Genomic DNA, 21,755 nt, shown 5'->3' with positions numbered 1-21,755 from the left:
AACCGTTTCACTGGCGGGCGTGAGGCGGACGATACCGAGATTTTTTATTCCGTAACAATACCTTTTAATTCGCTGCTTATTCCAAAATCAAACTGCCACCATCCCGTTTGCTTATTAGCGCGTCTAGCGCGCGGGGTTGGCCAGGTCGAGGTCCTCCGGCAGCAACTCGTCCCCGTCGTTGACCAGCAGGGCGAAGTGGATCACGTTCTCCAGTTCGCGGGTGTTACCCGGCCAGGCATGTGCTTCCAACACCCGCTGCGCAGCCTCGCTGATCAACGCCAGCGGGCGCTGCAGGCGCACGCTGTAGATGCCCACGAAATACTCGGCCAGCGGCAGGATATCGCCCGGGCGTTCACGCAGCGGCGGCAACTCCAGCGCGCCCTCGCGCAGGTACTGATACAGACGCTCGTTGAAGCGCCCGGCCTTCACCACCCGCGCCAGGTCGATGCTGGTCGCAGCCACCAGGCGCACGTCCACAGGCTGTGGTTGCTGCGCGCCGACACGGGTGACCTCACGGTTTTCCAAAGCCGCCAGCAGCTTGCCCTGGATCGCCAACGGCAAGTCGGCGATCTCGTCCAGGTACAAGGTGCCGCCATTGGCCGAGCCGAACCAGCCGGCGCGGCTGCTGGCCGTGCCGCCCTGGCTGCCGGCGCTGTAGCCGAACAGCTCGGCATCGGCATAGGTCGGGCTGATGGCGGCGCAGTTGACCGAGACGAACAGGCCGGGGCGGTCGCTGGCCCGGTGGATCTGCCGCGCCAGCAATTCCTTGCCGGTACCGGTCTCGCCGCGGATCAGCACCGGCACCGGTTGCGGCGCCAGTTGCTCCAGGGCCTGGCGCAACTGCTGCGAGCGCGGGTCGATGAACACCAGCGCCTTGGCACGGATGCTCAGGGGGCTCTTGTCCAGCTCAGGGAAGGTCAGCAGCGGCTGACCGAACGGGTTTTGAAAAGTCATGACAAACTCCCGCCCCAGGCCATGGGCGGCCGGGCGTCAGGCAAACGGTAAACGGTCGGGGCCGATCAGGCGCGGCGCAATGCGCGCTGTTCGACCCGGCTTTGCAGGCGATACAGGTAAGCGAAACCTTGTTCCCAGCGCTCGTGGCCAGACTTGACGTTGATGTGCCCGGCATTGCTCAGCAAGCCCGCCTCGGCGCCCCAGGCCTGGGCCAGGTACAACGCCCTTGGCACGCTCACCGCCGGGTCGTTGTCGGAGCTGACCACCTGGCTGGGAAACGGCAGCGCCTGCAGCGGGATCGGCGCGAAGTTGCGCAGGGCCGGCGCGCAGGTGGGCCGCTCGACATCCGCCGGTGCCACCAGCAATGCGCCACGCACCCGGCGCAGCAGGGCCGGGCTGGCCTCTGCGGCCCAGTGGGCGACGGTGACGCAGCCCAGGCTGTGCGCGATGAGAATCACTGGCGAGCGTTCGGCGGTAATCGCCTGCTCCAGCGCTTGCACCCAGTCGCGGCGCTGTGGGGTGAGCCAATCATGCTGCTCGACCCGGGCGCTGTTGGGCAGCGTGCGTTGCCAGTGACTTTGCCAATGGTTGTCTGGCGATCCTTGCCAGCCCGGCACAATCAGGTAACGAATCGACTCATTGCGCATGGGGACGCCTCCAGTAAGTTTGCGTGCTTGAAGACAAGTATAGGGGGGCAGTTATATTCGTAAAGGAATAAGAAGCTATTTATTAATAACCTAAATGTCAGTCACGAAATATTTGCCGCCTGTGAGATCGAGCGCCGCCCGCGCGGCGCATCGCGAGCTGCGCTCGCTCCTACGTTTGTTTCGGGCCAATTTATCCTGGGGGATTTGCGCGCGGACGCCTTGGCGCACGGCGCGATATTGCGTCGTACCCACAAGGCGGTCGCGCGCGCCTGCCACAGGCGTTACTGGCCCGAAACAAACGTAGGAGCGAGCGCAGCTCGCGATGCGCCGCGCGGGCGGCGCTCGATCTCACAGGCGCTAAAACCGTCACGGCAAACAAAAAAAAAGGGCCAACCCCTGCCAAGAGATACGGCCCATAAGCACTTGCCTGAAGCGTGCTTCCAGCTATCAACGCGCGGTGATCACCGCCAGTTTGCTGATGCCCGCGCGTTCGATCGCCGCCATGGCCCGCGCCACTTCGCCGTAATTCACACCATCGTCAGCCTGCAGCTGCACACGCACGTCGGCATCCTTGTCCTTGGCTGCCTTAAGGTTGGTTTCCAGCAAGTCCGGCTGGATCTCATCCTTGTTGATGAACAGCTTGCCGCCACCGTCGATGCTCACCACCAGCGGGTCTTTCTGTTCCACCGGGGCCACGGCCTCGGTCTTGGGCAGGTTGATCGGGATGGCATTGGTCAGCAGCGGCGCGGTGACGATGAACACCACCAACAGCACCAGCATGACGTCCACCAGCGGCGTGACGTTGATTTCACTGAGGACTTCGTCGCTGTCCTGGGTCGAAAAGGCCATATCAGGACGCCTCCTTCACCGGCTGGGTGAAACCGGCCTGAGCCTTGTTGACCGCAGGGTGCACCAACACCCGGAAGGCACTCTTCTGCGCCAGGCTGTAGAAGTCGTGAGCAAAGTCATCGAGGTCGGCCGCGGTCAGCTTCAAACGGCGCAGGAAGTAGTTGTAGACCAGCACCGCCGGCACCGCGACGGCGATACCCACACCGGTGGCGACCAGCGCCGCGCCGATCGGCCCGGCCACGGTTTCCAGGCTGGCGGAACCGGCCGCGCTGATGCCCTTGAGCGCTTCCATGATGCCCCATACGGTGCCGAACAGGCCGATGAAGGGCGAGGTACTGCCGATACTGGCGACCACCGCCAAGCCAGTCTCCAGTGAACGGCGCTCACGCACGATCTGCTGGCGCAGGGCGCGCTCAAGGCGGTCCTGGTGGTTGATGGCGTGGCTCAGGTCACTGGCGTGGGAATCACCAACAGCAATCGCGGCATAGCCGGACTGGGCGACTCGGGCGGCCGGGCCAGGCAGTTCGTGGCTGATTTCCGCCGCCGAGTCGAGGCTCGATGCGGCCCAGAATTGCTGGTGGAAACGCTTGTCCTGGTTCTTCAGCCGTACGAACTGCGCGACCTTGACCAGGGCAAGGCCCCAGGTGACGACGGAGAAACCGACCAGCAGCCAGATGACTGCACTTTCAACGGATTCGAGAGGGGATGCCAGCAGGCTCATGATGATGTCTTCCTGTGTTCTGCGAAAAAGTTAGCGAAGCTTGAAATCGATCGGCACGCTCACCCAGCCGGCCTGGGCCACGTCGCCCTGCTTGGCGGGCACGAAGCTCCAGCGCTTGACCGCAGCCAGTGCGGCGGCGTCGAGGGCATCGCGGCCGCTGCTCTTCTGGATCTGGATCTGCCCCGGCTTGCCGTTGGGCAGCACCTCGACGCGCAGCAGCACGGTGCCTTCCCAGCCACGGCGCTGGGCCATCTGCGGGTACTCCGGCGCCGGGTTCTTCAGGTACGCGGCGTTGGCTGACGGTGGCGTGACCGGGGCCGGCGCAGGTGGCGCTGGGGGCGCCGGGGCAGCAACCGGGGCAGGTGGCGGCGCCTCGACCGGTTTGGGCTGTGGCTTGGGCGCCTGCTTGACCACCGGCTTGGGCACGGGTTTGGGCTTGGGTTTGGGCTTGGCGGCCAGCTCGTCGACCACCGGGGGCGGCGGCTCGACCACCGGCGGTGCAGGCGCAGGTGGCGGCGGTTGCACGACGGGCGGCGCGGGCGCGGCGAACTCGATGGTCATGGGCGGAATCTGTGGCGGCACCACGGGCAGCACGGGCGTGGGGGCCTGGCTGACCCAGTAGGCAGCAGCGCCGTGCAGGGCCAGCACCAGCAGGCCCAACGCCAGCTTGTCACGGCGCTTGAGGCCGCTGACCGGGGTGCGTTGCAGGCGCAATTGGCCCAGTGGCAGGCGAAGTGTCCGTCCAAGCTCGACCAGGTCACCCGGGCTCGGGCGCCATGGCTGGTCGTAGGCCCTGACGGCCGACTGGACATTACCCATTGATCAAACTCCTGGGGTTCTTGATTCAGGTGTGTGGCTGAATCATCAGGGGCAGGCGCTTATCTCTTAAAGTAATGTTTAAAATTAAAGTTAGATCTTTGAGGAATATATATTCAGGAGGAACGGCTCTAGACCGCGAGGTTCGTGGGGTGTAGCGGTAGAGAGGTTGGCTGATGCTTTGCGGGCATATGAAATATTCCCGAAAGGCATCTGAAAATCGCGAGGGCAGCGCCCTCGTTGGCGGGCAAGCCCGCTCCCACAGGGGCCGTGTCAATCTCAGGAATGCAGCAAACCTTTGGGAGCGGACTTGCCCACGAAGGGCTGCAAAGCAGCCCCAGCCATTGATCAGGCAGAAAAAAGCCCGGGATCATGCCCGGGCTTTTCATCACTCAACGCAGCTCAGATATCCGCCACCTTCTGCCAGACCTTCGGCCGGAAGAACAGCGTCTCCCCACGCGCCAGCCCGGTCAGGCTGTCGTGGTCCTTGACCACCTCGGCCTCGATCAACTCGCTCTGCCCTTCCACCTTCAAGGTCACCCGGGTGGTCGCGCCCAGCGGGCGAATGTCGCGCACCTCGGCCGCATGGTGCCCCTCGGTCTCATGCCGCGACAACGACACCTCGTGCGGGCGGAACAGCACATGGTGCCCCTCGCTCAAGGCCAGGCGGTTGGAGTCGCCAAGGAAGTGGTAGACGAAATCGTTGGCCGGATGCTCGTATACCTCGCCCGGCGAGCCGATCTGCTCGATCACGCCCTTGTTCATCACCACGATGCGGTCGGCCACTTCCATGGCTTCTTCCTGGTCATGGGTGACGAACACCGAAGTCAGGTTGATGTCCTCGTGCAGCCGCGCCAGCCAGCGGCGCAGCTCCTTGCGCACCTTGGCGTCGAGCGCACCGAACGGCTCGTCCAGCAGCAGCACCTTGGGCTCCACCGCCAGGGCGCGGGCCAGGGCGATACGCTGGCGCTGGCCACCGGACAGCTGCTCGGGGTAACGGTCGGACAGCCAATCCAGTTGCACCATGTTCAGCAGTTCATGGACCTTCTCGGCAATCTTGCTTTCGCTCGGGCGCTCGCCCTTGGGCTTCATGCGCAGGCCGAAGGCGACGTTGTCGAACACGCTCATGTGGCGGAACAGCGCGTAGTGCTGGAACACGAAGCCGACGTTGCGATCACGCACGTCATGGCCAGACACGTCTTCGCCATGGAACACGATGTTGCCCTGGTCCGGTGTTTCCAGGCCGGCGATGATGCGCAGCAGGGTGGTCTTGCCGCAGCCGGACGGGCCGAGCAAGGCCACCAGCTCGCCGCTGTTGATGTCCAGGTTGATGGCGTTCAAGGCCTGGAAGCTGTTGAAGCGCTTGCTGACGTTACGAACTTCGATCGACATGAATCATTCCTCCGCGGCGCTGTGGCGCAGGCGGTTAATACGGTTCTCGCTCCACTGCTTGAGCAGCAGGATGAAGAGCGCCAGGATCAGCAACAGGCTGGCCACGCTGAAGGCCGCGACGTGGTTGTACTCGTTGTAGAGGATCTCCACGTGCAGCGGCAAGGTGTTGGTCACGCCACGGATATGGCCCGACACCACCGACACCGCGCCGAACTCGCCCATGGCCCGCGCGGTGCACAGCACCACGCCGTAGATCAGGCCCCATTTGATGTTCGGCAGGGTCACATGCCAGAACATCTGCCAGCCGTTGGCGCCGAGCAGGCGCGCGGCCTCCTCCTCCTGCGTGCCCTGCTCCTGCATCAGCGGGATCAGCTCACGGGCGACGAACGGCACGGTGACGAAGATGGTCGCCAGGACAATACCCGGCAGGGCAAACACGATCTGGATGTCATGGTCCTGCAGCCACGGGCCGAACAGGCCTTGCGCACCGAACATCAGCACGTAGACCAGGCCGGCGATCACCGGCGACACCGAGAACGGCAGGTCGATCAGCGTCACCAGGATGCTCTTGCCGCGGAAGCTGTACTTGCTCACGCACCAGGCGGCACTGACACCGAATACCAGGTTCAGCGGCACGGAGATGACCACGGCAAGCACGGTGAGCTTGAGCGCCGACAAGGCATCAGGCTCGAAGATCGCCTCGAAGAAGGTGCCAAAGCCGTTCTTCAGCGCCTGCGACACCACGATCACCAGCGGCAGCAGCAGGAACAGTGCGAACACCAGCCAGCCAAGGCCGATCAGGACGCGTCGCGAAGTGGCGCTGCCACGCCGGGCGGCATTGGCGGCAGCGCTTGCACTCAGGGTTGAACTGGACATGCGGCCTCCTTCAAGGGGTTTCGATGCGGCGCTGCAGCAGGTTGATCAGCAGCAGCAGGATGAAGGAAACCACCAGCATCAACACGCCGATGGCAGTGGCGCCGGTGTAGTCGTACTGGTCGAGCTTGACCATGATCAGCAACGGCAGGATCTCGGTCTTCATCGGCATGTTGCCGGCGATGAAGATCACCGAACCGTACTCGCCAACGCCACGGGCAAAGGCCAGGGCGAAACCGGTGAGCCAGGCGGGCAACAGCGCAGGTGCGAGGATATGGCGGAACACCTGCAATGGTTTCGCGCCCAGGCAGGCTGCAGCTTCTTCGACTTCACGCGGGATATCCGCCAGCACCGGCTGCACCGTACGTACCACGAACGGCAGGGTGACGAAAGTCAGCGCCAGGGTGATACCCAGCGGGGTGTAGGCGATCTTGAAGCCCAGGTCGGTGGCGAACTGGCCAACCCAGCCCGCAGGTGCGTACAGAGCGGTCAGGGCAATACCTGCAACGGCGGTAGGCAAGGCGAATGGCAGGTCGATCATCGCGTCGATGATCTTGCGCCCGGGGAAGGTGTAGCGCACCAGCACCCAGGCCAGCAGGGTACCGATCACACCGTTGATGATGGCGGCGAGCAGGGCGGTGCCGAAACTCAGTTGCAGCGCGGCGATCACCCGCGGCGCACTGATGACGTTCCAGAACTGTTCCCAGGTGAGCTGCGCGGCATGCACGAACATGGCGGCCAGCGGTATCAGCACGATCAGGCTGAGGTACACCAAGGTGTAGCCCAGCGTCAGCCCGAAGCCGGGTATGACGGGGGAAATGCGACGTGACATAAATATCCCTGGTTGAACGCACGAAGCCCCGGTTATGCCGGGGCGGTGCAGGACTCTCAATCTTGGGGCTGCTTTGCAGCCCATCGCAGGCAAGCCAGCTCCCACAGGATCACCACAGGCCTGAGGGCTGCTCGGTCCCTGTGGGAGCTGGCTTGCCTGCGATGGGCCGCAGAGCGGCCCCGCTTTTCCGTGGCCTTACTGTGCCTGATAGATCTGGTCGAACACACCGCCATCATTGAAGAACTTAGGCTGTGCAGTCTTCCAGCCGCCGAAGTCCTTGTCGATGGTCACCAGGTCCAGTTTCGGGAACTGCTTGCCAAACTCGGCAGCGACTTTCTCGTCACGCGGGCGGTAGAAGTTCTCGGCAGCGATCTTCTGCCCGGCCGGGCTGTACAGGTGCTTGAGGTATTCGGTGGCAATCTCGGTATTGCCCTTCTTCTCGGCGTTCTTGTCGACCACTGCCACTGGCGGCTCGGCGAGGATCGACAGCGACGGCACGACGATGTCGAACTTGTCGGCGCCACCGTCTTCCTTCAGCGCCAGGAACGCTTCGTTTTCCCAGGCCAGCAGTACGTCGCCCTGGCCGTTGTTGACGAAGGTGATGGTCGAGCCGCGAGCGCCGGTATCCAGCACTGGCACGTGCTTGAACAACTCCTGCACGTAGGCCTTGGCCTTCTCTTCGCTACCGCCGGCCTTCAGGCCGTAGGCCCAGGCAGCAAGGAAGTTCCAGCGGGCGCCACCGGAGGTTTTCGGGTTGGGGGTGATGACCGAGACGTCCTTCTTGATCAGGTCGCCCCAGTCCTTGATGCCTTTCGGGTTGCCCTTGCGCACCAGGAACACGATGGTCGAGGTGTATGGGGTGCTGGCGTCCGGCAGGCGAGTCTGCCAGTTGTCCGGCAGGGTCTTGCCGAGCTTGGCGACTTCGTCGATATCGCCGGCCAGGGCCAACGTCACCACGTCGGCGCGCAGGCCGTCGATCACCGCGCGGGCCTGCTTGCCCGAACCACCATGGGATTGCTGGATCTTCACCTTGTCGCCCGGATGGGCCTGTTGCCAGTGCTTGATGAATTCGGCGTTGTACTGCTGATACAGCTCACGGGTCGGGTCATAGGACACGTTCAGCAGTTCGTAGTCCTTGGCGATGGCGGAACCGGCAAAAACAGCACTGGCCAGAGCGGCGAGCGCATAACGGCGGATGGACATGGTGAAGCTCCCGATTGGCATTTTTCTAGTTTTGAAGGGTGTGGCGCGAATCAGCCGGCCTTGTTGCCGGGCTGTTGCAGGCGGAACTTCTCCTTGCGTTCGATCTGTACCACCTGGGCGTTGTGCACGGTGATTTCCACCGCGCCAAAACGCAGGTCGCGCAAGGCGCTCTGGATCTCACGCAGAATGGTGGCTTCGTCCTGACCGTCGATGCTACGCAGCGATGCACTCATGCTCGTTCTCCTTGGAGTAGGTGCCGGGCTGAGGTGTGAAGGGGAATTTGCGCCTGGCTTGAGGCAATACTAGTGAGGCGCGGATATTCTTAAAAATACTGTTTAAGAATGTTTATATAACTATTTTTAAAAGACACGGCTGTACCGCTGTGGGAGCGGGCTTGCCCGCGAATGCGGCAGTGAGTTCACCATCGCATTCGCGGGCAAGCCCGCTCCCACAGAGTTCAGTGTTGGGGCCTGGCCTTGTGCTCAGGCTCGCGGATTTTGTACCAGGCCACATACAGCGCCGGCAGGAACAGCAACGTCAGCAGGGTCGCGACGATGATCCCGCCAATCATGGCGTAGGCCATCGGCCCCCAGAACACCTCACGGGCAATCGGGATCATGCCCAGGCTCGCTGCCGCCGCCGTCAGCAGGATCGGCCGGCGCCGGTGGTTGGTGGCCTCCACCACCGCATCCCACGGCGAGAAGCCCTGGGCCTCGAACTCGTCGATCTGGGTCACCAGGATCACCGAGTTACGAATGATGATGCCCGCCAGCGCAAGGATGCCGAGGATCGCCACAAAGCCCATCGGCGTGCCCGTGGGCACCAGCGCCAGCACCACCCCGATCAACCCCAGCGGCGCGACGCTGACCACCAGGAACAGCTTCTGTACGCTGTGCAGCTGGATCATCAGGAATGTCGCCATGAGGAACAGCATCAACGGAATGACCTTGCGGATCGGCCCCTGGGCCTTGGCGCTCTCCTCCACGGTACCGCCCGTGGCCACTTCGAAGCCCACTGGCAGCTTGCTGGCGAACTCGTCGATCTTCGGTTTCAGCTGGGCCACCAGGTCGGTGGGCTGGATATCGCCGTTGACCGAGGCCTTGATGGTGATGGTCGGCTTGCGGTCGCGGCGCCACACCAGCGGCTGCTCCAGTTCGTAGCGCACGGTGGCGAACGACAGCAGCGGGATCGAGGTGCCGTTGGGCGTGAGAATCTGCAAGTTCTGCAAGGTATCGGGTGAACCGCGCTCGCTGTCCTCGGCGCGGGCGACCACATTGACCAGGTAGATGTTGTCGTTGACCTGGGTAATCTGCACGCCGCTGACGATGCTGTTCATCACATTGGCCACGTCTTCCGACGACAACCCCAGCTGTCGCGCCTTGTCCTGGGCGATTTCCACGCGCAGCACCTTACCCGGCTCGTTCCAGTCGTAGATCATCTCGCCGATATGCTCGTTCTGGTCGAGCAAGGTGGCCAGGTCGATGGCGTGCTTGCGCACCTCATCGATATTGGCGCCGCTGACCCGGTACTGGATCGGCCGGCCCACCGGCGGGCCCATCTCCAGCGATTGCACGTTGACGCCGATGCCGACGAACTCTTCATGCAGGATCTTCTGCAGGCGCTCCATCATGGCCTGGCGTTCCTCGAACCCTTTGCTGACGATCACCAGCTGCGCGTAGTACGGGTTCTGCAGCTGCTGGTCGAGGGGCAGGTAGAAGCGGATCGCACCTTGGCCGATGTAGGTGCTCCAGTGCACCAGGTCCGGGTCGTCCTTGATCCGCGCCTCGAAGCGGTCCACCACCTTGCGGGTTTCCTCGATCGAGGCGTTCTGCGGCAGGTTGAGGTCGACGAGGATTTCCGGGCGGTCCGAAGACGGGAAGAACTGGTTCTGCACGAAGCGCTCGCAGAAGATCGCCAGGGCAAACAGCAGCACCGTGCCGATGATGGTCAGCCAACGGTTGCGCATGCACCACAGCAGGCCATGCTCAAAGGCGCGGCCGACCCGCCCTGGCTCTGCTTCATGGGCCTTGAGCTTGGAGCTGCTGAGGATATGCACACCCAGCACCGGGGCGAAGAACACCGCCACCACCCACGACACCATCAGCGCCACCGCGATCACTGCGAACAGTGTGTAGGTGTACTCACCCGCGGAACTGGCGTTGAGGCCGATCGGCACGAAGCCTGCCACCGTCACCAAGGTACCGGTCAGCATGGGGAACGCCGTCGAGGTATAGGCGAACGTGGCCGCCTGCTCCTTGCTCTCGCCCATTTCCAGGCGCGTGACCATCACTTCGACCGTGATCATCGCGTCATCCACCAGCAAGCCGAGCGCGATGATCAGCGCACCCAGCGAAATCCGCTGCATGGTGATGCCGCTGTATTCCATGAACACGAACACCATCGCCAGCACCAGCGGGATCGAGCAGGCCACCACCAGGCCGGCGCGCATGCCGAGGCTGACGAAGCTCACCGCCAGTACGATCACCACCGCTTCGAACAGTGCGCTGGTGAAGCCGCCGACCGCCTGCTTGACCACTACGGCCTGGTCCGACACGGTGTGCACGCCGACGCCTATCGGCAAGTCTTCGACCACCCGGTCCATGCGCTTTTTCAGCGCCGCGCCAAATACCTGCATGTTGCCGCCGGCCTTCATGCCGATGGCCAGGCCGATGGCGGTCTGGCCGTTATAGCGGAACATCGGTGACGGCGGATCGACGTAGCCGCGCTGGATATCGGCGATATCGGCCAGGCGGAAGAAGCGGTCATTGATCCGCAGGTTGACGGTCTGCAGGTCCTTTTCCGAGGCGAACTGCCCGGTGGTACGCACCGAAATGCGCTCTGGGCCAGCCTCGATCACCCCGGCCGGGGTCACTGCGTTCTGTGATTGCAGGGCCTGCATGACCTGGCGCTGGTCAATGCCCAGGGCGGCCAGCTTGCGGGTCGAGAAATTCAGGTACAGCACTTCATCCTGGGTGCCGATCAGCTCGATCTTGCCGATGTTGGGTACGTCGCGCACCTCGGCACGCGCCTGTTCCACGTAGTCACGCAGCTGGCGCAGGGTCAGGCCGTCGGCGGTAAAGGCATAGATCGAGCCGAACACGTCGCCGAACTCATCGTTGAACCCCGGCCCCTGGATACCGGCAGGGAACTGGCCCCGGATGTCCTGGATCTTCTTGCGCACCTGGTACCAGATTTCCGGGATGTCCTTGGCCTTGGTGGTGTCGCGCAGGTACACGTACACCGTGGATTCGCCCGGCCGGGTGTAGCTCTTGGTGTAGTCGAGGGAGTCGAGTTCCTCGAGCTTCTTCTCGATGCGGTCGGTGACCTGGTAGAGGGTTTCGTCCTGGGTCGCGCCGGGCCAGCGGGTCTGGATCACCATGGTCTTGATGGTGAACGAAGGGTCTTCCTCACGGCCGAGGTTGAAGTAAGAAAAGATGCCCATCAGCAGGCCGACGAACATCAGGTACCAAACGAACGATTGATGCTTGAGCGCCCATTCGGACAGGTTGAAGCTTCCTTTCATTGCGCATCCTCGTCGAAGGTGACCTTCTGGCCAGGCTTGAGGCTGTTCACGCCCGCCGTCACCACGCGCTCGCCGGGCTGCACCCCTGCGGCCAGAACGATGCTGTCGGCAGTACGGTCGATCAGGGTGACGTCGCGAGTACCCACGGTTTTCTGCTGGGTATCGATCACCCAGACCTGAGTCTTGCCGTCACGTTCGAGCAAGGCACTCAGGGGCAGCTCGCTGCGCGGGCTCACTTCCGAGCTCAGGGTCACGCTTACTGCCGTGCCCAGGTGGAAGGCCGCCGGGGTGCTTGCCAAGGTCAGGCGCGCGCGACGGGTCCGGGTCGTCGCATCGGCCTGCGGCTCCAGTTCGCGCAGGGTGGCGGTGGTGTTGATGGTCGGGTCGAGCTGCGACGCGACGGTGAAGGTCAGGTCCTTGTTCAGTTGCTCGGCCAAGCCGATAGGCAGGTCGATTACCGCTTCCTTCACATCGGGGCGCGCCAGGGTCACCACGGCCTGCCCCGCCGTGACGGTCTGCCCGGCTTCGGCCTGCCAGGCGGTAATCACTGCCGCGTGGTCGGTGCGCAGGGTGCTGTAGTCGAGCTGGTCACGGGCCTGGCTGAGCGCCGAGCGCGCCTGCTCCAGCGCGGCGCTGGTAGTTTTCAGGTTGGTCTGGGCGATATCCAGCTGCGCCTGGGCACCGACGCCGCGATCGTACAGCTGCTGCTGACGGCGGGCATCGGCCTGGGCATTGATCCACTGTGCCTGGACCTTTGCCAGGTCGCCTTCGGCGGCACGCAACTGGTTCTGCTGGTCGGTGGGGTCGAGCGTGGCCAAGGTGTCCCCCGGTTTGACCTGGGCGCCCACATCCAGCCAACGCCGGGCAATGCGCCCGCCAACCCGAAAGCCCAAGGTGCTTTCGAAGCGCGCCTCGATCAGGCCGGCGAAGCGCCCCAGCTGCGACTGCACCTGCGGCTCCACCTTGACCGACAGCACCGGCCGGATCGGCTCGGGTGCTTCTTCCTCATTGCCGCAGGCGGCCAGCAGCACCCCGGCTGACAGTATCAGCAGCAGGCGCGTCATAGCTCACCCCCTTGGGCCTTGGCATCGACCTTTTCTACCTGCATGCCGGGGTGCAGCAACTGGCTACCGTTGACCACCACGGTCTCGCCAGCCTTCAGGCCGCTGGCGACCACGATCTTGCCGGTCAGGTAGCGGCTGAGTTCGACTTTGCGCAGTTCCACCTTGTCGCCCTCGCCCACCACCCAAACTGCCGGTTCATGCAGCCCCTTGGTCAACGCCGACCACGGCAGTTCGATGCTCGGCCGCCCCACCGCATTGGTGCTGGCAGTGACCGGTGCGCCCAGCTGCATGCCCGGCGGTATGTCCTTCAGCGCCACCTTGACCTGCACCGTGCCGCTTTGCGCCGACACGGTGGGAGTGATTTCACGGACAAAGCCATGGGCCTGGACCTTGGGGTCATCCAGCAGGCTGACGATCACGCCGGCGTCGCTGGGTGGCGCCACCAGCAGGGATTCATAAACGTTGAACACGGCATCGCGGTCGCCGTCACGGGCCAGGCTGAAGATCGGCATGGTCGCCTGCACCACCTGGCCGACCTCGGCCTGGCGCTGGGTGATCACACCATCGGCTTCGGACACCAGCGCGGTGTAGCTCAGTTGCTCATTGGCGTTGGCCAGCTGTGCCTGAGCAGCCTTGAGCGCGCTCTGGTTGCTGCGCAGCGCGGCTTCGGCAGAGTCGTATTCGCTCTGGCTGGTGTAGCCCTTGGGCAGCAGTTTCTGCTGGCGCACGAAGGCGGCGCTGGTCTGGGTGACCCGGGCCTGGGCGGCGAACACCTCGGCCTTGGCCGAGTCGACGTTGTTCTGCAGGTCTTTCGGGTCGAGCCTCGCCAATACCTGGTTGGCTTTCACGTGCTCACCAACATCCACGCTGCGCGAAATGATCTTGCCGCCGACGCGGAACGACAGATCGGTCTGCACCCGCGCCTGCACGTCGCCGGTCAGGGTGACCCTGGCAGCGAAATCGGTGGGCTGGACCTGCTGCACACCAACACGTGGCAGTGTCTCGGGTACCTCTTCCTTGCTACAGCCGGTGAGCATGTACAGCAGCCCCAGGCAAACGACCGACAGCGGACGCATCAACGTCATGCAGGCTCCTTGCTTGCGCGCAAATGATTCGTGGGATGCGACTGTCAGCGTAGTTCAGGGTTCGATAAACATCACTGACGGGGATCAGTTAGGCATTTTCAGCGCCGGTGCGGGGTTCTTCGCTCCTACAGGAATACCGCCACCCTCAAGCCAGTGCCGTATCTGTTGGAGCGAACTTGCCCGCGAAAGGGTCGGCAAAGCCAAACACACGCTTGCACCATATCCAGAAACCATCAGCCACTGGGCAGTGACAGTTGAGCCGCTACCCTTCAAGGGGATTAACTTCAAGGAAGATCACAATGCCGTTAGCTGAATCCCACCGACTGCGCCGTGGCCGCTTCTCCGAGCCTGGCAGGCTCTACATGCTGACCACCATCACATACCAGCGACAGCCACTGTTCCACGACTTTCACCACGCTCGCCTGGTGGTCAAACACCTGCGGTTCTCAAATGACATGCAGGATCGCCGTTCTCTGGCCTGGGTAGTGATGCCGGATCATCTGCATTGGCTGATCGAGCTGAAAGAAGTGACATTGGGGAACCCTGATGCGCCGGTTCAAATCACGCACAGCCATTGCATTGCGCAAGGCGGGAGTCAGGAACATGCCGATATGGCAGCCGGGTTATCAGGACCATGCTCTGCGAAGGGAGGAGAATGTGGTGCATGTGGCCCGCTACATTGTTGCCAATCCCTTAAGAGCCGGATTGGTCAAGAGTGTCAGGGAATACCCACATTGGGATGCGGTATGGCTATAAATCCATGTTGGGGCCTTCGCGGGCAAGCCCGCTCCCACAGTTACTGTGCATGCCTTGAGGATTGCACATAACCTGTGGGAGCGGGCTTGCCCGCGAAAGGGCCGGGTCAGGCCGACGCTGCAACCTGCGCCGGGCGCTTGACCTGTGGCTGCGAGGCGTTGGCCGCCGCGCCTTCCTCGATCGCCTGCTGGATCGCCTTGCGACGACGCTCTTCGGCCTGGCGGCTGAAGTACCAGACAAAGAAGGTCACCAGCGACACCGACAGCAGGATCAGGCTGGCCACGGCGTTGATCTCCGGCTTCACGCCCAGACGCACCGCCGAGAACACTTCCATCGGCAGGGTGGTCGAACCCGGGCCGGACACGAAGCTGGCCAGTACCAGGTCGTCCAGCGACAGCGCGAACGACATCATGCCGCCCGCCGCCAGCGATGGCGCGATCATCGGGATGGTGATCAGGAAGAACACCTTCCACGGCTTGGCACCCAGGTCCATCGCCGCTTCCTCGATCGACAGGTCCAGCTCACGCAGGCGTGCCGACACCACCACCGCCACATACGCCGCACAGAACGTGGTGTGGGCGATCCAGATGGTGACGATGCCACGCTCCTGCGGCCAGCCGATCATCTGCGCCATGGCCACGAACAGCAGCAACAGCGACAGACCGGTGATCACCTCAGGCATCACCAGCGGCGCGGTGACCAGGCCACCGAACAGCGTACGGCCCTTGAAGCGGGTGACCCGGGTCAGCACGAAGGCCGCCAGGGTACCCAGCGCCACTGCCGCCACCGCCGTGTAGCAGGCGATTTCCAGCGAGCGCATCACCGACCCCATCAACTGGGTGTTGTCGAGCAGGCCGACGTACCACTTCACCGACCAGCCGCCCCACACCGTCACCAGCTTGGAGGCGTTGAACGAGTAGATCACCAGGATCAGCATCGGCAGGTAGATGAACAGCAAGCCGAGCACCAGCATCAGCTTGGAAAAACTGAAGCGCTTCATGCTCTGCCCTCCATTTCTTTGGCCTGGCTACGGTTGAACATCAGGATCGGCACAATCAGGATCGCCAGCATCACCACCGCCAGGGCGGATGCCACCGGCCAGTCACGGTTGTTGAAGAATTCCTGCCACAGCACTTTACCGATCATCAGGGTTTCCGGGCCGCCCAGCAGCTCAGGAATGACGAACTCGCCCACCACCGGGATGAACACCAGCATGCAGCCGGCGATGATGCCGTTCTTCGACAGCGGCACGGTGATCTTCCAGAAGCTGTTGAAGGTGCTCGAACCCAGGTCCGAAGCGGCTTCGAGCAGGCTCGGGTCGTGCTTCACCAGGTTGGCGAACAGCGGCAGGATCATGAACGGCAGGTACGAATAGACCACGCCGATGTACACCGCCAGGTTGGTGTTGAGGATCTGCAACGGCTGATCGATCAACCCGGTCCACAGCAGGAAGCCGTTGAGCAGCCCGTTGTTGCTGAGGATGCCCATCCAGGCATAGACGCGGATCAGGATCGCAGTCCAGGTCGGCATCATGATCAGCAGCAGCAGGACCGTCTGGGTCTCCTTCTTGGCGTTGGCGATGGCGTAGGCCATCGGGTAGCCGATCAGCAGGCACAGCAAGGTGCTGAAGAAGGCCATCTTCAACGAGCCCAGGTAGGCCGAGATGTACAGCTCATCCTCGGTCAACAGGCCATAGTTGGCCATGTTGAGCACCACCTGGATCTTGTCTTCGACGTAGCTGTAGATCTCGGTATACGGCGGGATCGCCACGTCGGCTTCGGCGAAGCTGATCTTCAACACGATGAAGAACGGCAGCATGAAGAACAGGAACAGCCAGATGAACGGAATCCCGATCACCACGTGCCGCCCCTCCGGGATCAAACGCTGGAAGGCTCGCTTGAGCTTGCGTGGTTTCATGACCGCAGTACCACGCCGCTGTCGTCTTCCCACCACACATACACTTCATCGCCCCAGGTCGGGCGGGCGCCCTGGCGTTCAGTGTTGGCGACGAACGACTGGACGATCTTGCCGCTCGGCAGCTCGACGTAGAACACCGAGTGGCCACCCAGGTAGGCAATGTCGTGGACCTTGCCGCGCGACCAGTTGTGCTCGAAGTCCGGCTGGCTGGTGGTGACCAGCAGCTTTTCCGGGCGCAGGGCGTAGGTAATGTGCTTGTCTTCCACCGACGTGGTGATGCCGTGGCCGACGTAGATCTTGCGCTCCAGCTCCGGGCTGGCAATGATCGCGTGGCCTTCGGCGTCGTCGACCACTTCACCGTCGAACAGGTTGACGTTACCGATGAATTCGCACACCAGGCGGCTGGTCGGGGTCTCGTAGATATCCACCGGCGAACCGATCTGGGCGATCCAGCCCAGGTGCATGATGGCGATGCGCTGGGCCATGGTCATGGCCTCTTCCTGGTCGTGGGTCACCATCACGCAGGTCACGCCCACGCGCTCGATGATTTCCACCAGTTCCAGCTGCATCTGCGAACGCAGTTTCTTGTCCAGCGCGCCCATCGGCTCATCGAGCAGCAGCAGCTTGGGGCGCTTGGCCAGGGAGCGGGCCAGGGCCACCCGCTGGCGCTGGCCACCGGAGAGCTGGTGTGGCTTGCGCTTGGCGTACTGGGTCATGTGCACCAGCTTGAGCATCTCGGCCACGCGGGCGTCGATCTCGGCCTTGGGCATCTTGTCCTGCTGCAGGCCGAAGGCGATGTTCTGCGCCACGGTCATGTGCGGGAACAGCGCGTAGGACTGGAACATCATGTTGATCGGCCGCTCGTACGGCGGCATGTCGGTGATGTCGACGCCATCGAGGAAAATCCGCCCTTCAGTCGGGCGCTCGAAGCCGGCCAGCATGCGCAGCAAGGTCGATTTGCCGGAACCGGAGCCACCCAGCAGGGCGAAGATCTCGCCTTTGCGGATTTCCAGGGACACATCGTCCACGGCGACCGTTTCGTCGAATTTTTTTGTAACCCGGTCGATCTTGACCAGCACCTGCTTGGGTTGCTGGCCACCCTCGAGGGCTTTCTTATAGGCACCGGAGGCAACTGCCATGAGTGAAACTCCCAACAAGATTTTTGTGCCCGCGCGGCCTGTGTTCCAGGTACCGCAACGGGTCTGGATAATTACTTGCCCGACTTGACCTTGGTCCAGCTACGGGTCATCAGACGCTGCACCTTGGGCGGCAACTCTGAGTTCACGAACATCTTGTCCAGCACTTCCTGCGGTGGGTAAACCGCAGCGTCAGTCCTCACGGCCTGGTCCATCAGGTCGCCAGCCTTGGGGTTCGGGTTGGCGTAACCGACGTAATCACTGACCTGGGCGATAACCTCAGGTTTCAGCAAATAGTTGATGAAGGCGTGCGCCTCTTTCACGTTCTTGGCGTCCTTGGGGATCGCCAGCACGTCGAACCAGAGGTTGCCGCCTTCCTTGGGAATGGCGTAGGCCAGGTTCACGCCCTTCTTTGCTTCCTCAGCGCGGGCCTTGGCCTGGAACACATCACCCGAAAAACCTGCCGCGACGCAGATGTCGCCGTTGGCCAGGTCGGTGATGTACTTGGACGAGTGGAAGTAGGTCACGTACGGGCGTACGGCCAGCAGCTTCTGTTCGGCCTTGGCGTAATCCTTGGCATCGGTGCTGTTGGGGCTGAGCCCCATGTAGTTGAGCACCGCCGGGAGCATTTCGTCCGCCGAGTCGAGGAAGGCCACACCGCACTTGGAGAGCTTCTTCATGTTTTCGGGTTCGAACAGCACAGCCCAGGAGTCGATGGTGTCCACGCCCAGCGCGGCCTTGACCTTGTCGACGTTGTAACCGATGCCGTTGGTGCCCCACAGGTAAGGCACGGCGTACTGGTTGCCCGGGTCGTTCTTTTCCAGGCGCTTCATCAACGCCGGGTCCAGGTTGGAGTAGTTGGGCAGCAGGCTCTTGTCGAGCTTCTGGAACGCGCCCGCCTTGATCTGCTTGCCGAGGAAATGGTTGGACGGCACCACCACGTCATAGCCGGTGTTGCCGGCCAGCAGCTTGCCTTCCAGGGTTTCGTTGGAATCAAAAACGTCCTGCACGGGTTTGATGCCCGTTTCTTTCTCGAAGTCCGCGAGGGTGTTCGGGCCGATATAGTCCGACCAGTTGTAGAAGTGCACCGTAGGCGCCGCTTGGACGCTGCATGCCAGCGTCAGGCCCGCTCCAGCCATCAAGGCCTTGCGTAATACAGAAATAGACAAGTGGGTGGTCCTCACAATCAGTGCCTTGGTGACGGCGTACTTACCTGGGTACAAGTGCTGCCGCACACTCAAAACCGGCGCGCAACTTACCTGCGCAGCTTCGATGCCGCAATCATCAATTGCCCTTCACTGGCTCTGGGCCGGAAAACCCCGGCCCAGAGGTCACGCATCGGGGTTATTTGCCCGACTTGATCTTGGTCCAGCTACGGGTGATGTCACGCTGGACCTTGGCATCAGGTGCCGCGATGGCATACAGCTGTTTCTTCACTTCAGCCGGTGGATAGATGCTTGGATCACTGGTGATTGCCTTGTCCACGAACTGGGTGGCAGCGGCGTTGCCATTCGGGAAGCGCACAGCGTTGGTGATTTCGGCCATGATTTCCGGCTGCAGCAGGAAGTTCATGAACTGGTAGGCGGCGTCTTTATGCTCGGCATCTTTCGGGATGGCGACCATGTCGTAGAAGGTGCCGGCACCTTCTTTCGGAATCACGTAGTCCACCTTGACCTTGTCGCCGGCTTCGTGGGCACGTGCCTTGGACTGCTCCAGGTCACCCGAATAGCCGACGGCCACGCAGATGTTGCCGTTGGCCATGTCGCCAATGTACTTGGACGAGTGGAAGTAGGTGATCGAAGGACGGATCTTGAGGAACAGCTCCTCGGCGGCCTTCAGGTCTTCCTTGCTGGTGCTGTTGGTCGGCTTGCCCAGGTAGTGCAGTGCGGCCGGGATCATCTCGGTCGGGGCATCCAGGAAGCTCACGCCGCAGCTCTTGAGCTTGGCGATGTTCTCAGGCTTGAACACCACGTCCCACGAGTCGATCTTGTCCACGCCCAGCGCAGCCTTGACCTTCTCCGGGTTGTAGCCGATACCGATCGAACCCCACATGTACGGGAAAGCGTGCTTGTTGCCCTGGTCGCTGGCATCGCCAACGGCCTTGAGCAGGTCTTCGTCGAGGTTCTTCCAGTTGGTCAGCTTGGAGCGGTCCAGCTCCTCGTAGACGCCTGCCTTGATCTGCTTGGCCAGGAAGTTGTTGGACGGCACGACGATGTCGTAGCCCGACTTGCCCGCCAGCAGCTTGGCTTCCAGGGTTTCGTTGCTGTCGAAGACGTCGTACTTGACCTTGATACCGGTCTGCTTCTCGAACTTGGCGATGGTGTCCGGAGCGATGTAGTCCGACCAGTTGTAGACGTTAAGTACCTTGTCCTCAGCCTGTGCAGCAGTGGCCATGGCACCCATCAGGGCGGCGGCCAGCAACGTCTTGCCCATTTTCTTCATGCGTCATGCTCCAGATTTTTTTGATTAGCCATCCGTTCAGCAGCCAGGCCCCGCGCTACACGCGTCGCAGCGACTGAAACAGTCGCTAGTCTGGCAAGTTACAAGGCGCTGTTTCAAGGAAACCAGCCCCTTGTAACCACTTAATGTCACATCGCTAGCCTAGCAAACGCTCAACGGATCGCTTCGAGGGTCAGGTCGAGGCACTTGCGCGCCTTTTCCACGAGCTCGTCGACCTCCTCGCGGCTGATCACCAAAGGTGGCGCGATAATCATGGTGTCGCCCACCGCGCGCATGATCAGGCCGTTTTCAAAGCAGAAGTTGCGGCACACCATGCCCACGCCTTTGCCTTCGTAACGGCTACGGGTGGCCTTGTCCTTGACCAGCTCGATCGCGCCGAGCATGCCCAGGCCGCGCACCTCACCCACCAGCGGATGGTCCTGCAGCTCGCGCAGACGTTTTTTGCAAGTAGGGTGCCACTTCCGTGCGCGCCTTCTCGACAATCTTCTCGTCACGCAGGATGCGCAGGTTCTCCAGGCCCACTGCGGCCGCCACCGGATGGCCGGAATAGGTGAAACCGTGGTTGAAGTCGCCACCTTCGCTGATGACCTTGGCCACCTTGTCACGCACGATCACACCGCCCATGGGGATGTAACCGGAAGTAAGGCCCTTGGCGATGGTCATCAGGTCGGGCTTGAGGTCGTAGTAGTCGGAGCCAAACCACTCGCCGGTGCGGCCGAAGCCACAGATCACTTCGTCGGCAACGAACAGGATGTCGTACTTCGCCAGGATTTCCTTGACCTTTGGCCAGTAGGTTTGCGGCGGAATGATCACCCCGCCGGCACCCTGGATCGGCTCGGCGATAAAGGCGGCGACGTTGTCTTCGCCGACTTCCAGAATCTTTTTCTCCAGCTGTTCGGCAGCCCACACGCCGAAGTCGTCGGGGCTCATGTCGCCGCCCTCACCGAACCAGTACGGCTGCGGAATGTGCACGATGCCCGGGATCGGCAGGCCGCCCTGCTCATGCATGCCGCTCATGCCGCCCAGGCACGCACCCGCGAAGGTGGAGCCGTGGTAGCCGTTGATGCGGCCGATGATGGTCTGCTTGTGGGGTTTGCCCTTCAGCGCCCAGTAGTGGCGAACCATGCGCAGCACGGTGTCGTTGCCTTCGGAGCCGGAGCCGGTGAAGAACACATGGGTCATGCCCTCGGGCGCCACGTCGGTGATCGCCTTGGCCAGCTCCAGAGCTGGCGGGTGAGCAGTCTGGAAGAACAGGTTGTAGTACGGCAGTTCACGCATCTGCTTTTCTGCCGCCTGCACCAGTTCTTCACGGCCATAGCCAACTGCCACGCACCACAGGCCGGCCATGCCGTCGAGGATCTTGTGCCCCTCGCTGTCCCACAAATGCACACCCTGCGCCTTGGTGATGATGCGCGGCCCCTTCTCCTTCAGCTGCTTGTAGTCAGAAAAGGGTGCTAGGTGGTGCTCGCCGCTCAGGGTTTGCCATTCACGGGTTTGCGGGTTGTTGACGCTCATGTGCCTCTCCAT

Annotated in this window: 18 protein-coding genes and 2 pseudogenes; 1 reads left to right on the top strand and 19 read right to left on the bottom strand. The window is 62.5% G+C overall.

Going from position 1 to position 21,755, the window contains the following annotated elements:
* Window positions 1-123 precede the first annotated feature (123 nt).
* The 13 genes from OCX61_RS01085 to OCX61_RS01025 all read right to left on the bottom strand — a co-directional run bounded on the left by OCX61_RS01085 (window position 124) and on the right by OCX61_RS01025 (window position 13,959).
* Complete coding sequence (locus tag OCX61_RS01085; RefSeq protein WP_261942259.1) at window positions 124-954, bottom strand: sigma 54-interacting transcriptional regulator; 831 nt, start codon at window positions 952-954, stop codon at window positions 124-126.
* Between the two features lie 65 nt (window positions 955-1,019).
* On the bottom strand, window positions 1,020-1,601 hold the full coding sequence (locus OCX61_RS01080) for an alpha/beta hydrolase (protein ID WP_261942258.1): 582 nt from the start codon (window positions 1,599-1,601) through the stop codon (window positions 1,020-1,022).
* 447 nt (window positions 1,602-2,048) lie between these two features.
* The gene (locus tag OCX61_RS01075; RefSeq protein WP_261942257.1) at window positions 2,049-2,450 is read right to left on the bottom strand and encodes an ExbD/TolR family protein; all 402 of its coding nucleotides are present in this window, start codon (window positions 2,448-2,450) and stop codon (window positions 2,049-2,051) included.
* A 1-nt stretch (window position 2,451) separates the two neighbouring features.
* On the bottom strand, window positions 2,452-3,171 hold the full coding sequence (locus tag OCX61_RS01070) for a MotA/TolQ/ExbB proton channel family protein (RefSeq protein WP_261942256.1): 720 nt from the start codon (window positions 3,169-3,171) through the stop codon (window positions 2,452-2,454).
* A 30-nt stretch (window positions 3,172-3,201) separates the two neighbouring features.
* The gene (locus OCX61_RS01065) at window positions 3,202-3,990 is read right to left on the bottom strand and encodes an energy transducer TonB (RefSeq protein WP_261942255.1); all 789 of its coding nucleotides are present in this window, start codon (window positions 3,988-3,990) and stop codon (window positions 3,202-3,204) included.
* Between the two features lie 399 nt (window positions 3,991-4,389).
* Window positions 4,390-5,379, bottom strand: a complete 990-nt coding sequence (locus OCX61_RS01060) for a sulfate/molybdate ABC transporter ATP-binding protein (protein WP_261942254.1) — start codon at window positions 5,377-5,379, stop codon at window positions 4,390-4,392.
* Window positions 5,380-5,382: 3 nt separating this feature from the next.
* Window positions 5,383-6,255: a sulfate ABC transporter permease subunit CysW gene (cysW, locus tag OCX61_RS01055; RefSeq protein WP_261942253.1), complete on the bottom strand. Its 873-nt coding sequence runs from the start codon at window positions 6,253-6,255 to the stop codon at window positions 5,383-5,385.
* 10 nt (window positions 6,256-6,265) lie between these two features.
* Window positions 6,266-7,084: a sulfate ABC transporter permease subunit CysT gene (gene cysT / locus OCX61_RS01050; protein ID WP_261942252.1), complete on the bottom strand. Its 819-nt coding sequence runs from the start codon at window positions 7,082-7,084 to the stop codon at window positions 6,266-6,268.
* A gap of 195 nt (window positions 7,085-7,279) precedes the next feature.
* A complete protein-coding gene (locus OCX61_RS01045) occupies window positions 7,280-8,287 on the bottom strand; it encodes a sulfate ABC transporter substrate-binding protein (protein ID WP_016712581.1) in 1,008 nt (335 codons plus the stop codon).
* A gap of 50 nt (window positions 8,288-8,337) precedes the next feature.
* On the bottom strand, window positions 8,338-8,520 hold the full coding sequence (gene oscA, locus OCX61_RS01040) for a sulfur starvation response protein OscA (protein WP_016712582.1): 183 nt from the start codon (window positions 8,518-8,520) through the stop codon (window positions 8,338-8,340).
* Between the two features lie 224 nt (window positions 8,521-8,744).
* Window positions 8,745-11,810: an efflux RND transporter permease subunit gene (locus OCX61_RS01035; protein WP_261942251.1), complete on the bottom strand. Its 3,066-nt coding sequence runs from the start codon at window positions 11,808-11,810 to the stop codon at window positions 8,745-8,747.
* The gene (locus OCX61_RS01030) at window positions 11,807-12,874 is read right to left on the bottom strand and encodes an efflux RND transporter periplasmic adaptor subunit (RefSeq protein ID WP_261942250.1); all 1,068 of its coding nucleotides are present in this window, start codon (window positions 12,872-12,874) and stop codon (window positions 11,807-11,809) included. The genes OCX61_RS01035 and OCX61_RS01030 overlap by 4 nt, the downstream gene beginning before the upstream one ends.
* Complete coding sequence (locus OCX61_RS01025) at window positions 12,871-13,959, bottom strand: efflux RND transporter periplasmic adaptor subunit (protein ID WP_261942249.1); 1,089 nt, start codon at window positions 13,957-13,959, stop codon at window positions 12,871-12,873. The genes OCX61_RS01030 and OCX61_RS01025 overlap by 4 nt, the downstream gene beginning before the upstream one ends.
* A 299-nt stretch (window positions 13,960-14,258) precedes the next feature.
* On the opposite strand from OCX61_RS01025, the pseudogene OCX61_RS01020 reads away from it, so the two are divergent.
* Window positions 14,259-14,715 (top strand): annotated as a pseudogene (locus OCX61_RS01020) (REP-associated tyrosine transposase).
* Between the two features lie 106 nt (window positions 14,716-14,821).
* Here OCX61_RS01020 and OCX61_RS01015 read toward each other — a convergent pair.
* From OCX61_RS01015 to OCX61_RS00990, 6 genes and pseudogenes are all read right to left on the bottom strand, one after another.
* Window positions 14,822-15,715, bottom strand: coding sequence for an ABC transporter permease subunit (locus tag OCX61_RS01015; protein ID WP_003258560.1), 894 nt, complete (start codon window positions 15,713-15,715; stop codon window positions 14,822-14,824).
* A complete protein-coding gene (locus OCX61_RS01010; protein WP_261944251.1) occupies window positions 15,712-16,593 on the bottom strand; it encodes an ABC transporter permease subunit in 882 nt (293 codons plus the stop codon). Before OCX61_RS01010 ends, OCX61_RS01015 begins: the two co-directional genes overlap by 4 nt.
* 35 nt (window positions 16,594-16,628) lie before the next feature.
* On the bottom strand, window positions 16,629-17,771 hold the full coding sequence (locus OCX61_RS01005) for an ABC transporter ATP-binding protein (RefSeq protein WP_261942248.1): 1,143 nt from the start codon (window positions 17,769-17,771) through the stop codon (window positions 16,629-16,631).
* A gap of 71 nt (window positions 17,772-17,842) precedes the next feature.
* Entirely contained in the window at window positions 17,843-18,937 is a 1,095-nt protein-coding gene (locus tag OCX61_RS01000; protein ID WP_261942247.1) for a polyamine ABC transporter substrate-binding protein, read from the bottom strand.
* Window positions 18,938-19,112: 175 nt separating this feature from the next.
* Window positions 19,113-20,210, bottom strand: a complete 1,098-nt coding sequence (locus tag OCX61_RS00995) for a polyamine ABC transporter substrate-binding protein (protein ID WP_261942246.1) — start codon at window positions 20,208-20,210, stop codon at window positions 19,113-19,115.
* A 170-nt stretch (window positions 20,211-20,380) separates the two neighbouring features.
* Window positions 20,381-21,743 (bottom strand): annotated as a pseudogene (locus OCX61_RS00990) (aspartate aminotransferase family protein).
* Window positions 21,744-21,755: the final 12 nt, after the last annotated feature.

This window comes from Pseudomonas sp. LRP2-20 (assembly GCF_024349685.1).
In the GTDB taxonomy this organism is placed as follows: domain Bacteria; phylum Pseudomonadota; class Gammaproteobacteria; order Pseudomonadales; family Pseudomonadaceae; genus Aquipseudomonas.
This window is presented reverse-complemented; position numbering and strand designations above follow the sequence as displayed.